Genomic DNA, 17,007 nt, shown 5'->3' with positions numbered 1-17,007 from the left:
AGAATTTAATTCTGTCAAGCAGAATTAATGCCGGCAAGCGTCCGGCAGGAGGAGACGGCGATGAGCGACCTGCCAGCATCGGTCCGCATCACGGAGGAAGGCCCGCGCGAGGGCTTCCAGATCGCGACCACGCCGGTGCCGACCGCGGACAAGATCGCGCTGATCGACGCGCTGTCGGCGACCGGGGCGCCGCGCATCCAGGTCGCGTCCTTCGTCAGCCCCAAGCGCGTGCCGGGGTGGGCGGATGCGGATGCCGTGGTCGCGGGCTTCGCCCCGAAGCCGGGCGTCACCTACACCGCCCTGTGGTTCAACCCGCAGGGGCTGCAGCGGGCGCTGGCCTTCAAGGACCGGCTGGCCGTCTACGGGTCCATCACCGTCGCGGCCTCCGAGGCCTTCTCGCTCAAGAACCTCAATCGCGACCGCGCGGGACAGATCGCCGCGCAGCGCGAGAACGTGGCGGAGCACCTGGCCGCCGGCGTCCCGGTCTCGCGCGTGTCCGTCCAGGCGGCCTTCGGATGCAACTTCGCGGGCGACATCGCGCCGGCGCAGGCAATCGCCGCGGTGGCCGACGCCATGGGGCTGGCGCAGGAGACCGGCTGCGCGATCGAGCGCATCTCCCTGGCCGACACCATGGGCTGGGCCAACCCGCTGCTGATCGAGCGCGTGGTCGGCGCGGTGCGGTCGCGCTGGCCGGAGCAGAAGGTGTCGCTGCACCTGCACGACACGCGCGGGCTCGGCATCGCGAATGCGCTCGCGGGGCTGCGGATGGGGGTCGCGGATTTCGACGCGGCGGTGGGCGGCGCCGGCGGATGTCCCTTCGCTGGGCATCCGGGGGCGCCGGGGAACATCGCGACCGAGGAGCTCGTGATGCTCTGCGAGGAGATGGGCATCGCGACGGGCATCGACATCGATGCGCTGATCGCGGCGGGACACCTCGCGGAACGGGTGCTGGGCAGGACGCTGCCCTCGGCGCTGCTGCGGGGTGGGTCGCTGACCGCCTTCCGGGCGAAGGCACGGGCGGCGTGACGGAGGGGCTCCGCCCCTCCGGACTTCCCAGCCAGGGCTCCGCCCTGGACGCGGCGAAGGCCGAAGGGCTTTTGCAAACCATGATTTTGCGCCACCCCGATATCGGTTTCCAAAGGCCTTTCGGCCTTTGGTGGGGTGGCTTGGAGGGGCAAGGCCCCTCCAATCCCGAAGGACGCACCGCATGACGACCGCCTCCCTCCCCCTCGCCGGCATCCGCGTCGTCGAGTTCTCCCACATGGTCATGGGCCCGACCTGCGGCCTGGTGCTGGCCGATCTCGGCGCCGAGGTCATCAAGGTCGAGCCCCCCGGCAAGGGCGATCGCACGCGCTATCTGGTGGCCTCCGGCACCGGCTTCTTCCCCGCCTTCAGCCGCAACAAGAAGTCGGTGCAGCTCGACACCGAGAGCGAAGCGGACCTCGAAACGCTGAAGCGGCTGATCGACACCGCCGACGTGGTGCTCGAGAATTTCCGCCCTGGCGGGCTCGAGACGAAGGGCCTGGGCTACGAGGCGCTGTCGGCGCGCAATCCGCGTCTGATCTACCTCTCGCTCAAGGGGTACCTGCCGGGGCCGTACGAGAACCGCACCGCGCTGGACGAAGTGGTGCAGATGCAGTCGGGCCTCGCCTACATGACCGGCCCGCCGGGGCGGCCGCTGCGCGCCGGCGCGCCGGTGAACGACATGATGGGCGGGATGTTCGGCGCCATCGCGATCCTCGCCGCGCTGCGCCAGCGCGATGCGACCGGCAAGGGCCAGCACCTGCAGTCCGGGCTGTTCGAGAACGCGGCCTTCCTGGTCTCCACCGCCATGCTGCAGCAGCGCATGACCGGGCAGGACCCCACGCCGATGCCGGCCGGGCGCCGCGCCTGGGGCGTCTACGACGTGTTCGACACGAAGGATGGCGAGCAGATCTTCATCGGTGTCGTCACCGAGCGGCAGTGGGAGATCTTCCGCCGCGAGCTGAACGAGCCGGCGCTCGACAACCCCGACTACGCGACCAACACCGAACGCGCGAAGCGGCGCGACACGCTGATCCCGCTGGTGCAGTCGCTGCTGGCGAAGCACGACGTCGCGGCGCTGGAGACGATGTGCGAGGCGGCCGGCCTGCCCTTCTCCCGCATCGCCAGGCCCTGGGACCTGTTCGAGGATCCGCACCTGCTCGCGAATGGCAGCCTGCTGCCGGTGACGCTGCCCGATGGGCGCGCGGCCAGCGTCCCGGCCCTGCCGATGCAGTTCGGCGCGGAGAGGCTCGGCGTGCGGCTCGACCTGCCGAAGCCCGGCGAGCATGACGCGGAGATCCTCGGCCCGCTGCGCGCACAACGATCCGACGCCGCGGACTGACCGCCGGCCGGGAGGAATGACAGCATGAACCGACGGAATCTCCTGGCGGCCGCGGTGCTCGGCACCACGGCGCCGCATCTGGCGCGGGCGCAGGCGAACTGGCCCGACCGCCCCATCCGGCTGATCGTGCCGTTCCCGCCCGCCGGCGGGACGGACGTGATCTCCCGCGAGGTCGGCGCGCGCATCGCCGCGGCCACCGGGTGGAACCTCGTCATCGACAACCGCCCCGGCGCGGGCGGGAACATCGGACTCGACGCCGTCGCGAAGGCGCCGGCCGATGGCTACACGATCGGCATGGGCCAGGCGTCGAACCTCGCCATCAATCCGGCGCTCTATCCACGCATGCCCTTCGACTCGCTGACGGATTTCGCGCTGATCTCGATCGTCGCATCGCAGCCCAACGTGCTGGTGGTCGCGCGCGATTCGCCGCTGCGCACGCTGGCCGACATCATTGCCGCGGCGCGGGCGCGGCCCGGCACGCTGACGGCGGGCAATGCCGGCAACGGGACGACGGGGCATCTCGCCGGCGCGCTGTTCGCCCGCGCCGCGCAGATCGACATCGTCCATGTGCCCTATCGCGGCGCGGCGCCCGTGGTGACGGACCTACTGGCCGGGCGCGTCGACATCTTCTTCGCCAACCCGCTGGCGGTGAAGGGCGTGCTGGAATCGGGGGATGTGCGCGCCATCGCCGTCACGTCGCCGACACGCGCGCGCGCCTTCCCCGATGTGCCGACGGTCGCCGAGCTCGGCCTGGCCGGCTTCGAGGCGATGAACTGGACCGGCCTGGTCGCCCCCGCGCGCACGCCGGAACCGATCATCGCGCGGCTGTCCGAGGAAACGCGCAAGGCATTGGCCCAGCCGGAGACGGTGGCGCGCCTGGCGACCGAGGGCAGCGAGGCGGTGGGCTCCACGCCGGCGGCGTTCCGGGACTTCCTCGCCGCCGAGCACGCGAAGTGGGGCCGCGTGGTGCGCGAAGCCCGGATCCAGATCGATTAGGACCGCCGCGGGGCGGGCCTGGCCCGTCCGGCATCGAGAAACCGATACCTCCGGCGCGGGGATTGCTAGGGTTCGGTCATGGCCGGCCCGATCCGCTTCACGCTCAACGGGGATGCGCTGACGCTTCCCGCGGGGACCTCCCCGACGATGACGCTGCTCGACTGGCTGCGTGGGCCAGGCCGGCTGCCGGGCACCAAGGAAGGCTGCGCCGAGGGCGATTGCGGCGCCTGCACCGTGGTGCTCGAGAACCCGGACGGCACGCGCACACCGGTCAATGCCTGCCTGATGCTGCTCGGTCAGGCGACGGGACGGGCGATCCGCACGGTGGAAGGGCTGCGCGGCGAGGATGGCGGGGCGCATCCAGTGCAGCAGGCGCTCGCCGCGCATGACGGCACGCAATGCGGCTTCTGCACGCCGGGCATCGTGATGTCGGCCTGGGCCTGGACGCGCGGCGGCGGCGATCCGCACGAGGCGCTGGCGGGCAATCTGTGTCGCTGCACGGGATACCGGCCGATCCTCGATGCCATGGCAGCGATGGAGGATGACGGCGCGCCGCCGCCACTCGCGCCAGACGCGCCACGGGCGATCGTCGCGGGGTCGCAGCGCTTCTTCCTGCCGCAGGCGCCGGAGGAGGCGCTGGCGCTGCGCGCGGCGCATCCCGGGGCCTGGCTGCTGGCGGGCGGGACCGACCTCGGCTTGCGCGTGTCGGAGCATCGCGAGGCGCCGGAGACGGTGATCTGCCTGCTCGGCGTGCCGCGCTGGCGGCGGATCGAGGTGACGGCGGATGGGATCCTCGCAGGGGCGGCCGCCTCCTATGCGCGATTGCTCGACGCGTGCGCGGGGGATGCCGATTTCGCGCCGGTGGCGGCGCTGCTGCGGCGGCTGGGGTCGCGGCAGATCCGGGGGATGGGGACGCTGGGCGGCAATCTCGGGACGGCGAGTCCGATCGGGGATGCGCTGCCGCCGCTGATCGCGCTGGGGGCGCGGGTGACGCTGGCCTCGGTGCGCGGGGAGCGCGAGATGGCGGTGGAGGATTTCCTCACCGGCTATCGCGCGACTGCGCTGGCGGCGGACGAGATCGTCACGCGCGTGCTGCTGCCGCGGCCGCCGAAGGGGGCGCTGCTGACCTGCGAGAAGCTGTCGAAGCGGCATGACCAGGACATCGCGACGGTGGGGCTTTCGGTGCTGCTGACGTTTGCCGATGGCGTGCTGGCCGCGGCGCGGGTCGCGCATGGCGGCTGCGGGCCGCGGGCGGCGCGGGCGCCGGGGGCGGAGGCGGCGCTGATCGGGGCGCCCTTCGATGTCGCTGCGGCGGAACGCGCCGCGCGGGCGCTGGAGAGGGAGGTGACGCCGATGTCGGACCTCCGCGGCAGCGCGGCTTATCGCCGCCGTGCCGTGGGCAATCTGCTGCGTCGCATGGCGCTGCGGCGCGTCGGCGTGCCGCCCGAGGTGATGGCGCTCGATGCCCCGGGTGTCGTCGCATGATGGATCGTCGCGGTTCGAGTATCCAAGGAAGGGAGGGGGTTCGGGGGAGGTTCCCCTCCCCCGACCTATCCCCATGACCACCGGCGTCCCGGTTCCCCATGACAACGCCCTCGCCCATTGCACCGGCGCCGCGCGCTTCGCCGACGACCTGCCCGAGCCGCCTGGCCTGCTGCATGCCGCGCTGGTGTTGAGTCCCGTCGCGCATGGCGTGCTCGGCGCCATCGACGCGCCGCCGGGCGTCATCGTGCTGACCGCGCGCGACGTGCCCGGGACGAATGACATCTCGGCGTCCGGCAAGGGCGGCGAGCCGCTGTTCGCGGAGGCATCCGTGCAGCATCACGGCCAACCCATCGCGATGGTGCTGGCGGAAACGCGCGATGCCGCGCTGCGGGCGGCGGCGGCGGTGCGCTGCGCGATCTCGCCGCTGCCGGCGCTGCTCGACATGGAGGAGGCGATCGCGCGGGAGTCCTTCCTGATGCCGCCGCAGGTGGTCGCGCGCGGCGATGCGGCGTCGGCGATCGGGACGGCGCCGCTGCGCGCGGAGGGCACGTTCCGCGCCGGCGGGCAGGAGCATTTCTACCTCGAATCCCAGGTCGCGATCGCGGTGCCGGGGGAGGACGGGGAGATCGCGATCACTTCCTCGACGCAGCATCCGACGGAGGTGCAGCACATCGCGGGGCGGGTGCTGGGGATCGACTACACCCGGCTGCCGGTGACGTGCCGGCGGATGGGCGGCGGCTTCGGCGGGAAGGAGAGCAACGCATCCTGGATCGCGGCGGCGGCCGCACTCGGCGCGTGGCGCACGGGGCGGCCGGTGAAGCTGCGGCTGGCGCGCAAGGCGGATATGGCGGCGACGGGCAAGCGCCATCCCTTCCTGTTCCGCTGGCGCGCGGGGTTCGATGCGTCGGGCCGCGTGCTCGGGCTGGAGGCGACGCTCGCCGCGGACGGGGGGCACAGCCTCGACCTGACGCCCGGCGTGGTGTTCCGCGCCATCACCCATGCGCTGAACTGCTACGACGTGCCGGCGGTGCGGATCACCGCGATGGCGCTGCGGACGAACACGGTGTCGCACACCGCCTTCCGCGGCTTCGGCGGGCCGCAGGGCGTGCTGCTGATGGAGGACGTGATCCGAGGCGTCGCGCGCGGGACGGGCCTGGCGCCCGAGACCGTGCGGGAACGCAACTTCGCGGGTGGACCGAACGATACGCTCACGCCCTACGGCCAGGCGCTGGAAGGCGACCTCATCCGCCGCGTCTGGGCCGAGTGCAGGCAGGATGCGGAGTGGGACCGTCGCCGCGCGGAGATCGCCGCCTTCAACGCGACGCATCCCTTCATCCGGCGCGGGCTGGGGTCCTTCGCGCTCGCCTTCGGGATCTCCTTCGGCGTTCGCCACCTGAACCAGGCGGGGGCGCTGGTGCATGTCTACACGGACGGCTCGATCCGCCTGAACCATGGCGGGACGGAGATGGGCCAGGGGCTCAACGTCAAGGTCGCGCAGGTGGTGGCGGAGAGTTTCGGCGTGCCGCTCGACCGCGTGCGCATCACGGCGACGAGCACGGCGGAAGTGCCCAACACCGCGCCGACGGCGGCGAGCACGGGGTCGGACCTCAACGGCTGGGCGGCGCATCGCGCCGCGACGACGATCCGCGGCCGCATGGCCGAGGTCGCCGGCGCGCTGTGGGAGGTGCCGGCGGAGGAGGTGCGCTTCGCGGAGGGCCGCGTCTTCGTCGCGCGGCCGGGCGACAACCGCGCGATGGGCTTCGCGGATCTCGCGCATCGCTGCTGGATGGAGCGCGTGTCGCTCTCGGCGACGGGCTTCTACCGCACGCCGGACATCCACTGGGACCCGGCGACGATGACGGGCGAGCCGTTCTTCTATTTCTCCTACGGCGCCTCGGTGGCCGAGGTGGCGGTGGACCTGCTGACCGGCGAGCACCGCGTGCTGCGCGCCGACCTGGTGCAGGATTGCGGGCGGTCGCTGAACCCCGCCATCGACCGCGGCCAGATCGAGGGCGCCTTCGTGCAGGGCATGGGCTGGCTGACCTGCGAGGAGTTGTACTGGGATGCCGAGGGACGGCAGCGCACGCTCGGGCCGTCGACCTACAAGATCCCCGGCTCGCGCGACGTGCCGCCCGTCTTCAACGTGCGGCTGCTGCAGGATGCCCCGGCGCGGCAGGACACGATCTTCCGATCCAAGGCGGTGGGCGAACCGCCGCTGATGCTCGCGACCGCGGTGTGGAACGCGATCCTGGACGCGACGGGGCTCGATCGGATCGACCTGCCGGCGACGCCGGACCGGATCCTGACCGCCCTCAGCGCAAGGGGATCGTGAAGGCCGGCACCGCGACACCGAGCGGCCGGCCCAGCGCCGCCTTGGTCTGGATGCCGACCACGACGTAGGACCCGTCCTCGCCCCGCGCGATCAGCGGCGCGCCGGAGGATCCGCTGGTCCCGGCGCAATTGTGCCCGACCATCACGCCCTGGCTGCCGAAGGTGCCGAAGACGACGACGCGGCAGGCGAGGTCGGCCAGCAATTCGCCCGGCCGGTCGTGCTGCCAGGCGGGCAGGGCCAGGGCGAGGCCCTCGCGCGGGGGTTCCTGGCCCATGCGGATGGCCCGGCCGGTACCGAGCGGCGCGTCGAGCGTCACCACGGCCCAGTCGGCCCGCCAGGGGGCCTCCTGCCGGGTGTCGAAGTTCGGGCCGCTGCGCAGCGACACGCCGCGCGCGCTGCGCCCGCCGACGCGGAAGGTGATGGAAGCGGCCGGCACCAGCGCGCCGGCATCCTCGGTCACCAGGCAATGCGCCGCGGTGACCATGGTGCGCGCGCCGACCAGCGTGCCGGTGCAGCGATTGCCGGCGGTGGTCTCGACCTCGCCCACGGCGTTCCAGGGGACGCGGTCGGCCGGGACCGGACGGCGCGTATCAACGCTGCCGAGGCCCGGGACCGGCTGCGCCATCGCAGGACCGGCGAGCAGCAGCGCGAGAATGGCGGCGCGCAGCATCACCGCCCGGCCGGCACGACGATGGGCCTGGCCATCAGGTGGTGGGCGGCGCCGGCGGCGGATGGCAGGACCGCGGCGGGCGCGGCACCGGCGAACTCGGCGGCTGATCCGGCGTCTGGGTCTGCGCCCCCGCGCCGGACAGCGGCGCCGGCACAGGCGCCAGCCAGAAGGCCAGTCCAAGACCGGTCAGGATCAGGATGCGCCGCATGGGCGAAGGCTAGAACCATTTGCACCCGGAAGGAAACGTCGAAGCGGGGCGCACTGGCTGGACCGGGCCGCACCCGCGGTCCAGGCTCGGCCGCGTGATCGGCACGCTCCTGCGCATCCTGCTGCTCGGCGGCATCGTCTTCGGCGCGGCGGTCGCGGCCGTCAACCACCTGCCGGCGACAGCCCCGCGCGCGCAGGCGCCCGTGGTGCCGGCGGATGCACAGCCGGCCACGCCGCGTCGGTCGATGGCGCAGATCGCGACCTCGGTCGAAACACCGCTGGGCGATGCGTCCTTCCGCGCCTGGTGCACCTGGACGCTGCGACAGAAGCTGGCCGAGCAGGCGGATTGGCCGCTGCCGCGCGTGGCGTCGCTCTGCCTCTGCATCGCGAACCGGGCTCGGGAGCGAAGCGCGCCGGAGTTGCCGGACCTCAGCCGTGCCGATTTCGTCGCCGGGGTCCGGATGCTGGAGGAACGACTCTGCCGGCGCGCCTGACGCCTATTCCGCCGGGGCGGGCTGCAGCGCACCGGCCGGCAGCCAGGTCACGGCCCCGCGCCGCAGCGCGGGCAGCCGCTCGGCGAAGGTCACGGACCGGCGGCCTTCCAGCAGCCCCTGCAGCCGCGGCAGGGTCGGGCCCCGGTTGAGCCAGAGCATCAGGCTGCCGAAGGCACCGGCGTCCCGGCGATGGACCAGGGCCTGCTCGCGGTCGAGGTCATACGGATGGCAATAGGACCAGAGCGCACCGTCGACCTCCTCCGCCGCCCAGCGCCCGGCCATCCAGCGCAGCCGCCAGGGCGGCAGCCAGCGCAGGTACATCCCGCCCAGGAAGGGCAGCCGCAGGGGCCCGACGCGCGCCACCGGCACTGGCAGTTCGAGCAGCCCGGACGCCCACAGGAAGGGCCGCCGCGGCGCGCCGGGCCAGCCCGCCAGCGGGTTCCAGGCCGGCAGCACCGAGGAGGAATAGGAAAAGCCCAGCCCGGCCAGGACGTCGCTGGCCCAGGCCGCCTGCGGCGTGAGGGAGAAATAGGGCGCGCGGTAGCCCATCGGCGCCTGGCCGGTGACGTCCGCCAGGCGGTCGCGAGCGGTCGCCATGCCGGCGCGGAAGCTCGCGGGCGCCTCCTCGGCGATCGGGCAGTGGCGGTGGCCATGGGAGGCGACCTCGTGCCCCCGCGCGGCGATGACCCGCACCAGGGCGGGGTCGGCGGCGACCACCGCGTCCTCCACGAAGAAGGTGCCCTGGGCGCCGGCCGCCTCCAGCAGGTCGAGCAGCCGGCCGGTCTGGGCGGCCGCGCGCTGGCCTCCGGCATGGTCCTCGACGTCCACGGTGAAGGTGAACAGCGCCGGAAGTGCTGCCAGACGCCGGGCCGCACGCGCCGTCGCCCTTGTGAGGCCACTTTCGCGTTGGTAATTTCGGTATCCGAGGGTAGGCGGCATCGAAGCGGAGGTCGCTGGTCGGGCGCGTTCCGTCAAGGGCGCGCCGCAGGGCCATCGGTGGCACGGGACCGGAACCGTAACGGAAAGCTGCGGGAGACCGATTTTGACGACGACCCTCTCCTTGGAAGCGGAGGTCGCCAAGCTGATCGTCGAGGCCCTTCACCTCGAAACGGCGCCGGAGGAGATCGATCCGGCGGCGCCGCTGTTCGGGGAAGGCCTTGGCCTCGATTCGATCGATGCGCTCGAGATCGCGCTGGCGGTGTCCAAGCGCTACGGCTTCCAGCTGCGCTCGGACGACGAGCGGAACCACCGCATCTTCGCCTCGCTGCGCGCGCTCGCCGCCCATATCGAGAAGAACCGGACGGGCTGAGGCGCATGCGCCTGGCGCCGCGGCTCGCGATCTCGCTGCCGCTCTCGGGACTGTTGCTGGCCGCGCGGGCGGGCGGGATGGATCTCGCCTCCGCCGCGCTGGCGGCCGGGCTGATCGGGGCCATGGTCGCGCCGGCGGGCAGCGTCGCGGGCATCGCGGCGACCGCGGCCATCGCCGCCGCGGGTGCCGCCGCCTGGGCGAGCGGCCCGGGCGGCCCCGCCATGGTGTTCGCCGCGCTGCCGCTGGTGGGCAACCTGGTGCTCGCCTGGCATTTCGGGCGCACCCTGCGGCCGGGCGGCGAGCCGCTGATCACACGCTACACGCGCGCCGACCATGGCGAGGTCTCCGCCGCCCTCGCGGTCTATACGCGGTGGCTGACGCTGCTGTGGACGCTGTTCTTCCTAGGCTTCGCGGCGGTGAACCTCGCGACGCTCGCGGGCCACGGGCCGGCGCCGGGACCGGTGGCGGCGCTGAACCTGCTGCTCTCGCTCGCCTTCTTCCTCGGCGAGCACGCGGTCCGCGCGCTGGTCTTCCCGCGCCTGGGCCCGGTGGGTCTGGGGCGGACGCTGCGGGCGATCTGGCGTGCGGATGTGCAGCGCCATGCGGGATGACGCCATGCTGCCCCTGACGTCGCGTGGGCCGGAGGAGGTGATCTTCCACCGCGGGCCCGTGCCCGTGACGGTCCGGCAGTTCCTCGCCGAGGTCGCGGCGCTCGCCGCGCGGCTGCCCGACGAAGGCCCGGTGCTGAACTTCTGCGCCGACCGGTATCTCGCGCTGCTGTCCTTCGCGGCGGCGCTGTCGCGCGGGCATGTCACGCTGCTCTCGGCCGATCGGACGCCGCTGCGGCTTGCCGACATCGCGCGGCTGCACGGCGCCCGCTACGCCCTGTCGGACACCGAGGTCGCGCTGCCGCTGCCCGTGCTGGCGCCCGGCGCCGGGGCCGGCGCCGCCGCGCCCAACCCCGCCATTCCCGCCGCGATGGTCGCGGCGATCGCCTTCACCTCCGGCAGCACGGGGGAGCCGCGCCCCCATGCCAAGCCCTGGGGCGCGCTCGTCGCCGGGGCGCGGGCGGCGGCCGAACGCTTCGCCGTCACACCCGGGACGAGCATCGTCGGCACGGTCCCGGCGCAGCACATGTACGGCTTCGAGACGACGTTGCTGCTGCCGCTGCAGGGCGCCGGCGCGGGGCATGCGGGTGCGGTGTTCTATCCCTCGGACGTGGCGGAGGCGCTTGCCGCCGTCCCCGCGCCACGCCTTCTGGTGACGACGCCGCTGCAACTCCGCGCGCTGCTCGGCTCCGGCATCGCGCTGCCGGCGGTCTCGGCCATCATCTCCGCGACCGCGCCGCTCGCCGACAGCCTGGCCGCCCAGGCCGAGGCCGCCTTCGGCGCGCCGGTGCTCGAGATCTACGGCGCCACCGAGGCCGGCTCGGTCGCCTCCCGCCGCACGCTCGACGGTGATGCCTGGTCGCCCTATCCGGGCGTCGCCTTCGCGATCGGGGACAACCGCGCCGAGGTGACGGTGCCCGGCCTGCCCGCGCCGGTGCCGCTGTCCGACGTGCTGGAACCGGCGGGCGGCGACCGCTTCCGCCTGGTGGGCCGGCAGGGGGACATGGTGAAGCTCGCGGGCAAGCGCGCCTCGCTCGCCGGGCTGGGGAAGATCCTCTCGGACGTCGAGGGCGTGCGGGAGGCGTTGTTCCTCGCGCCCGAGGACCTCGACCACAATCCGCGGGCGCGGCTCGCCGCCTTCGTGGTGGCGCCGGGGATGAGTGCGGCATCGGTCGTCGCCGCCCTGCGCGGGAGGGTCGAGCCCGCCTTCCTGCCGCGGCCGGTGGTGATGCTCGACGAACTGCCGCGGGACGAGGTGGGGAAGGTCCGGCACAAGGCCCTGGCGGGGCTCGCGTGGCGCAGGTCGTGAGGCGGGGCACTTCTCCCCCCCGAGCCCCCCTCAACCTTCCTTGGAACCAAGGAACCAGAAAAGGGAGGGGGTCCGGGGGAGGTTCACCCTCCCCCGGCCTTCAGCCCGCCATGACCGTTTCCTTCGTGATCCCGCCGGATCACCCATCGCTTGCCGGCCATTTCCCCGGCCGCCCGATCGTGCCCGGCGTGCTCTTGCTCGATCAGGTCGCGCAGGCCGCGCGCGCCGCCTTCGGCCTCGGCCCGCCTGCGGGGCTGCCCCGCGCGAAGTTCGCCGCCCCCGTGCTGCCGGGCGAGGAAGTCCGCATCGCCCTCGACCGCCGCGGCGAGGCGCGCATCGCCTTCACGCTGACCGTCGGGGAGCGCGTCGTCGCCTCCGGGGACATGGCCTTCGCCTCATGACCGGGGGCTGGGCCGCCACGCCGGAACGCGGCTCCGGCGCGGCGCTGCGGCTGATGGCGCGGATCGCGCTCGGCCTCGGCTGGCCGGTCGCGCAGGCGCTGCTGCATCCGATCACCGCCTTCTACCTCGCGACCTCGCCGGCGGCGCAGAAGCGCGCGGCGCGGCGCTACCTGACGCGCGCGCTGGGGCGGGAGGCACGCTGGGGCGACCTCTGGCGGCTCTATTTCTGCTTCGCCTCCACCCTGCTCGATCGCGTCTACCTGCTCACGGGGCGCAGCGCCGGCTACCGGGTGGACATCACCGGGCTCGAGACGCTGCACGCCGCCGCCGAACGCGGGCAGGGACTGGTGCTGCTCGGCGCGCATATGGGGTCCTTCGAGGCGCTGCGCGCCGTCGGCGGCGCCGGCGCGCCGGTCGAAGTGCGGATGCTGATGCACACCGCCAATGCCGGCCCGGCAGATGCGCTGTTCGACAGCCTGGACCCGACCCGGCGCGCGGCGGTGATCGAACTCGGCCGGCCCGAGGCCATGCTCGCGGCACGGGAGGTGATCGAGCGCGGCGGCGTCGTCGGACTCCTGGCCGACCGGGCGCCGCGCGGGGAACGCATGGTGCCGGTGGACTTCCTCGGCGACCCCGCGCCCTTCCCGAGCGGCCCGATGACGCTGGCGGCGGTGCTGCGCGCGCCGGTGGTGCTCGGCTTCGGGCTGTGGGTCGGCCCGCGCCGCTATGCGCTGCACTTCGAGGAGTTCTCCCCCGCCCTCGTCCTGCCGCGGGAAACGCGGGAGGAGGCGCTGCGGGGCTGGATCGCGCGCTATGCTGCGCGGCTGGCGGAGATGTGCCGGGCCCACCCGCACAACTGGTTCAACTTCTACGATTTCTGGCGGGAGGAGGAACGGTAGCGCATGGACGACATCTTCGATCGCCGCGACGATCGCCCGCGGCCGCGCAACGTGATCGGCGGGCCGCTGATGCCCTGTTCCGTCGCGCCGCTGACCGGCTTCTTCCGCGACGGCTGCTGCAACACGGGCCCGGGCGATGTCGGACTGCACGTGGTCTGCGCGGAGATGACCGAGGAATTCCTCGCCTTCAGCCGCAGCGTCGGCAACGACCTTTCGACGCCGCTGCCGGCATACGGATTCGCGGGGCTGAAACCGGGCGACCGCTGGTGCCTCTGCGCCGCGCGGTGGGAGGAGGCGCGGCGTGCGGGCGTCGCGCCGCTCGTGCTGCTCGAGGCCACGCACGAAGCCGCGCTGCAGGTGACGACGCGCGAGCATCTGCTCGCCCACGCCATCGACGCCGCGTGACCGCTACGCCTTTTCCGCCTGCCGCTGCCGCTGCGCGGCGAGGCGCGTGAGCACCGTATCCGAGTCGTAGGGCTTGCCGATCAGCTCGAAGTCGCCGGCGCCGCCGTGCTGGGCCAGCGCCTCGGCGGCGTAGCCGGAGGCGAGCAGCACGCCGAGCGACGGGCGCAGCCGCCGTGCCTCGCGCGCCAGGTCCACGCCGGTCATGCCGCCCGGCATCACCACGTCGCTGAACAGGATGTCGACATGGGCCCCTTCGCGCAGCAGCGCGAGGGCGCTCGGCCCATCGGGTGCCGCGAGCACGGCGAAGCCCGCATCCTGCAGCATGTCCACGGCGACGGCCCGCACCGCGGGTTCGTCCTCCACCACCATGACGGTGCAGCCGACGCCCGAATGCGGGTCGGGCTTCGCCGCCGCCGCGGTGCCGCCGGTCGGCTGGTCCATCGCCGATCCGAGCGGCAGGTACAGCGTGACCGCCGTGCCGCGCCCCGCGGCCGACTGGATGGAGACATGCCCCCCGATCTGGCGGATGAAGCCGAAGACCTGCGACAGGCCGAGCCCCGTGCCCTGCCCCGGCGCCTTGGTGGTGAAGAAGGGTTCGAAGGCCCGTTCGCGCACCTCCGCCGACATGCCCTGGCCGCTGTCGCGGATCTCGATGGCCACATAGGGCCCGGGCTGCGCATCCGCATTGCCCGCCAGCGCCTGTTCCTGCAGCCAGGCGCGCCGCGTCGTGATGCGCAGCGACCCGCCCTTGGGCATCGCGTCGCGCGCGTTGATGGTCAGGTTGAGCAGTGCGGCCTCGAGCTGCGCCGCATCGGCGTTGCAGGTGGGCAGGCTGGGGTCGAGCGAGAGGTCGACCGACATCGTCTCGTCCAGCGCGCGACGCAGCAGCGGCAGGAAGTTCTGCACGAGCGCATTCGCGTCGACCGTCGCGAGCGTCAGCGGCTGCCGGCGCGCGAAGGCGAGCAGACTCGCGTTCAGCCGCGCGCCACGGTCGACCGCGGCGACCGTCGCGGCGATCAGCCGCTTGGTCCGTTCATCCGCGCTGGGGCCGAGATGACGCTCGAGCGACCGGGCGGTCCCCAGGATGGCGGTCAGGAGGTTGTTGAAGTCATGCGCCACGCCGCCGGTCAGGCGGCCCAGGCCCTCGAGCCGCTGGGCATTCCGCAGGCCCTCCTCGGCCGCCTCGCGCCGGGTGATCTCGGCGCGCAGTTCCGCGGCATTGGCTTCCAGCCGCTCCAGCGTGGCGGCATCGGTCCGGTCGGTGGTCCGCACCCGCATCGCGAAGAGGATGAAGGCCAGGCCGAGCGAGATGCTGATGCCGATGTTGAGCAGGTTGTCCTGAAGCCAACGGCCGACGCCGGGCGGCGGGGTGGCATAGACGACCACGAGCGGGTAGGTCCCGACGCGCTGCCAGGCGACCACCTGGGGAGCGCCGGTCGCGAAGGGGTCGGCCAGCATCGGCGCGGTGCGGCCGGCGGCAATGGCGGGGCGGATGGGGTCGTCGGGCGCGAAGCCGCGGCCGTCCATCGCGTCGCTGCGCACCAGGGCCACGCCATCGTCCCGGATCAGGGCGAAGCGGCCGCCCTCCGAGCCGAAACCCTGCCAGGCGGCCAAAAGGCTCTCGACCTTCAGCTCGGCGAAGATAGCGCCGTCGGGCGGGCGGCCTTCCGCGCCGCGGCTGCGACCGACCAGGAGGATCGGCGACAGGCCGAAGGCCTCGCGCGGCGCCAGGTCGAACAGCGGGACGCGGGGCGTCTCGCGCAGGCGGCGGACGGTATCGAGGGTCGACAGATCCGCATTCGCCGCGACCTCGACCCCCGTGGCGAGGGCGACCCGGCCATCCGGGCGCATCACCACGAAACCGGCGAGGTGCGGCACGCCCTGCTCGAACCGCCGGATCTCGCCCTGCAGGGCGCTGCGGCGGCCCTGGATCTGGCCCCAGTTCAGCCCCCCGGTGGCATCGTCCACCCGTTCCACCGCCAGCAGGGCGCCCTGCACGGCGACGATCGTCTGCTCGGCCGCCCGCAGGCTCGCCATCAGGGCGTCCTGGTGGCTCGCCTCCCGCCGATGGGACCGGTCATGAAGCGTGAGGATCAGGAAGACCAGCGCCGGCAGCAGTACCGCCGCCGCGAAGATCAACGTCGTGACGAGGGGTGGTCGCGCAGCCAGACGGTTGGTCCTGGACCGATCGTACACGCCTATCGCCCTCAGCCGGTGGCTACCCCGCCTCCGCCGCCGCGCCGATCCGCGACTCGCCTTTCACGAAGGATTGCCTCAATCGCAGTCGCGCGATCAAGCCCTTGCAAGCGGGATCATTCCGCGGCCGGGGCCTCGGCCAGCCGGCGCCGGCGGCTGAGCCGCCATTCCTGCGCCAGGGCCATGATCGACGTGACCAGCATGAAGGCGGCCGCCGCCACGAAGATCAGGCGCGGCGAGCCGGAATCGAGCAGCCAGCCGAACAGTGGCGGGCCGACCATGCCGCCCAGGTTGAAGCCGGTCGACACGATGCCGAACACGGCGCCCGCCTGGCCCGGCGGGGCGGCGGCGCGCACCAGCATGTCGCGGGAGGGCATGATCATGCCCGACAGGAATCCGGCCGCCGCCATCACCGGCACCAGCGGGATGCCACCGACCGCACCGGTGCCGACCAGCAGCACCAGCGAGGCCGCGGAGCCGAAGCCGAAGGCCGCGACCAGGCCGTGATGCCTGGTGCGGTCGGCAACGACGCCGCCGAACAGCACCCCGCCCGCCGAGGCGAACAGGAAGCCGGTCAACGCCGCATTCGCGAGCGTCAGCGACAGCCCCTGCCCGTCCACCCAGGCGGCGACCGAAAAGTTCTGCAGCCCGCCATTGGACAGGGCGAGGGTGACGAAGAAGGCCGTCATCGCCAGCACGGCCGGGGAGAGCACGCGCGTCGGTGCCCCGCCCGCCGCCTTGGCCGCGGCCGGCTTCGGCGCGGCGTCCGGCGCACGGCCGAAGACCAGCGGAATGGCGGCCAGTGGCCCGATCGCGCCCGCGGCGATCAGCGCCGCCGGCATGCCGAAGCCCGCTGCGATGCCGAGCACGAAGGCCGGCGCGATCGCCCCGCCCAGGAAGCCGGCGAAGGTGTGGATGGAAAAGGCGCGGCCCACCCGCGCCTCGCCGATCGAGGACCCGAGGATGGCGTAGTCCGCCGGGTGGTAGACGCTGTTGGCGAGCCCGGCCATGGCCCCCGCCGCGATCAGCCAGGCATAGCCGCCGGTCAGCCCCAGCATGATGAAGGCCGCACCGCCGAGCACCAGGGCGCAGGCCAGCATCCGGCGCGGCCCCAGCCGGTCGACCACGAAGCCCATCGGCGCCTGGGTGAAGAAGGAGACGACGTTGAACACCGTCAGCGCCAGGCCGAGTTCGACGTAGGAGACGCCGAGGCTGTCCTTCAGCAGCGGAAACAGCGGCGGCAACACCAGGTAATGGACATGGCTGACGAAATGGGCGGCGCAGATCTGCGCGAGCGTCCGCCTTTCCTGCGGCGTCCAGCCGGCGGCCAT

Annotated in this window: 17 protein-coding genes; 12 read left to right on the top strand and 5 right to left on the bottom strand. The window is 73.2% G+C overall.

The annotated features are described in order from the left end of the window. Positions 1-60: 60 nt before the first annotated feature. The 5 genes from GWK16_RS08810 (at position 61) to xdhB (ending at position 7,178) form a co-directional block, all read left to right on the top strand. Positions 61-1,026: a hydroxymethylglutaryl-CoA lyase gene (locus GWK16_RS08810; protein WP_170053549.1), complete on the top strand. Its 966-nt coding sequence runs from the start codon at positions 61-63 to the stop codon at positions 1,024-1,026. 181 nt (positions 1,027-1,207) lie between these two features. After that, positions 1,208-2,365: a CaiB/BaiF CoA transferase family protein gene (locus GWK16_RS08805; RefSeq protein ID WP_170053548.1), complete on the top strand. Its 1,158-nt coding sequence runs from the start codon at positions 1,208-1,210 to the stop codon at positions 2,363-2,365. A gap of 24 nt (positions 2,366-2,389) precedes the next feature. Continuing rightward, complete coding sequence (locus GWK16_RS08800; RefSeq protein WP_170053547.1) at positions 2,390-3,361, top strand: Bug family tripartite tricarboxylate transporter substrate binding protein; 972 nt, start codon at positions 2,390-2,392, stop codon at positions 3,359-3,361. A 78-nt stretch (positions 3,362-3,439) separates the two neighbouring features. Continuing rightward, the gene (locus tag GWK16_RS08795) at positions 3,440-4,846 is read left to right on the top strand and encodes a xanthine dehydrogenase small subunit (RefSeq protein ID WP_170053546.1); all 1,407 of its coding nucleotides are present in this window, start codon (positions 3,440-3,442) and stop codon (positions 4,844-4,846) included. Between the two features lie 73 nt (positions 4,847-4,919). Further along, complete coding sequence (gene xdhB / locus GWK16_RS08790; RefSeq protein ID WP_170053545.1) at positions 4,920-7,178, top strand: xanthine dehydrogenase molybdopterin binding subunit; 2,259 nt, start codon at positions 4,920-4,922, stop codon at positions 7,176-7,178. On the opposite strand, the gene GWK16_RS08785 is transcribed toward xdhB, so the two are convergent. After that, positions 7,159-7,848 carry a trypsin-like serine peptidase gene (locus GWK16_RS08785; protein ID WP_170053544.1) on the bottom strand — a complete coding sequence of 230 codons (690 nt, stop codon included), beginning with the start codon at positions 7,846-7,848 and terminating at the stop codon, positions 7,159-7,161. The two genes, xdhB and GWK16_RS08785, sit on opposite strands and share 20 nt — an antisense overlap. A 34-nt stretch (positions 7,849-7,882) precedes the next feature. After that, a complete protein-coding gene (locus GWK16_RS08780; RefSeq protein ID WP_170053543.1) occupies positions 7,883-8,056 on the bottom strand; it encodes a hypothetical protein in 174 nt (57 codons plus the stop codon). Between the two features lie 94 nt (positions 8,057-8,150). Between GWK16_RS08780 and GWK16_RS08775 the strand changes: the two genes are divergently transcribed. Continuing rightward, positions 8,151-8,549, top strand: a complete 399-nt coding sequence (locus GWK16_RS08775) for a hypothetical protein (protein WP_170053542.1) — start codon at positions 8,151-8,153, stop codon at positions 8,547-8,549. Positions 8,550-8,552: 3 nt separating this feature from the next. On the opposite strand, the gene GWK16_RS08770 is transcribed toward GWK16_RS08775, so the two are convergent. Further along, a complete protein-coding gene (locus tag GWK16_RS08770; protein ID WP_170053541.1) occupies positions 8,553-9,377 on the bottom strand; it encodes a DUF3473 domain-containing protein in 825 nt (274 codons plus the stop codon). Between the two features lie 214 nt (positions 9,378-9,591). Between GWK16_RS08770 and GWK16_RS08765 the strand changes: the two genes are divergently transcribed. From GWK16_RS08765 to GWK16_RS08740, 6 genes are all read left to right on the top strand, one after another. Next, positions 9,592-9,858, top strand: coding sequence for a phosphopantetheine-binding protein (locus tag GWK16_RS08765; protein ID WP_170053540.1), 267 nt, complete (start codon positions 9,592-9,594; stop codon positions 9,856-9,858). 5 nt (positions 9,859-9,863) lie between these two features. Then, positions 9,864-10,469, top strand: a complete 606-nt coding sequence (locus tag GWK16_RS08760; protein WP_170053539.1) for a hypothetical protein — start codon at positions 9,864-9,866, stop codon at positions 10,467-10,469. A gap of 4 nt (positions 10,470-10,473) precedes the next feature. Then, on the top strand, positions 10,474-11,775 hold the full coding sequence (locus GWK16_RS08755) for an AMP-binding protein (protein WP_170053538.1): 1,302 nt from the start codon (positions 10,474-10,476) through the stop codon (positions 11,773-11,775). A gap of 110 nt (positions 11,776-11,885) precedes the next feature. Continuing rightward, complete coding sequence (locus GWK16_RS08750) at positions 11,886-12,176, top strand: 3-hydroxyacyl-ACP dehydratase FabZ family protein (protein WP_170053537.1); 291 nt, start codon at positions 11,886-11,888, stop codon at positions 12,174-12,176. Continuing rightward, positions 12,173-13,075 carry an LpxL/LpxP family acyltransferase gene (locus GWK16_RS08745; RefSeq protein WP_170053536.1) on the top strand — a complete coding sequence of 301 codons (903 nt, stop codon included), beginning with the start codon at positions 12,173-12,175 and terminating at the stop codon, positions 13,073-13,075. Before GWK16_RS08750 ends, GWK16_RS08745 begins: the two co-directional genes overlap by 4 nt. A 3-nt stretch (positions 13,076-13,078) precedes the next feature. Beyond that, positions 13,079-13,480 (top strand): DUF2237 family protein, encoded by a 402-nt coding sequence (locus tag GWK16_RS08740; RefSeq protein ID WP_170053535.1) that lies wholly within the window; start codon positions 13,079-13,081, stop codon positions 13,478-13,480. Between the two features lie 3 nt (positions 13,481-13,483). Here GWK16_RS08740 and GWK16_RS25695 read toward each other — a convergent pair whose 3' ends face one another. Together GWK16_RS25695 and GWK16_RS08730 are read right to left on the bottom strand one after the other, a co-directional pair. After that, the gene (locus GWK16_RS25695) at positions 13,484-15,676 is read right to left on the bottom strand and encodes an ATP-binding protein (protein ID WP_170053534.1); all 2,193 of its coding nucleotides are present in this window, start codon (positions 15,674-15,676) and stop codon (positions 13,484-13,486) included. A gap of 116 nt (positions 15,677-15,792) precedes the next feature. Continuing rightward, positions 15,793-17,007, bottom strand: a complete 1,215-nt coding sequence (locus GWK16_RS08730) for an MFS transporter (protein WP_170053533.1) — start codon at positions 17,005-17,007, stop codon at positions 15,793-15,795.

Origin of the sequence: Neoroseomonas marina, assembly GCF_012927745.1 — a bacterium.
GTDB lineage: Bacteria > Pseudomonadota > Alphaproteobacteria > Acetobacterales > Acetobacteraceae > Neoroseomonas > Neoroseomonas marina.
Note: the sequence above shows the minus strand (reverse complement) of the source record. Positions and strands in the feature narration are given on the sequence as shown.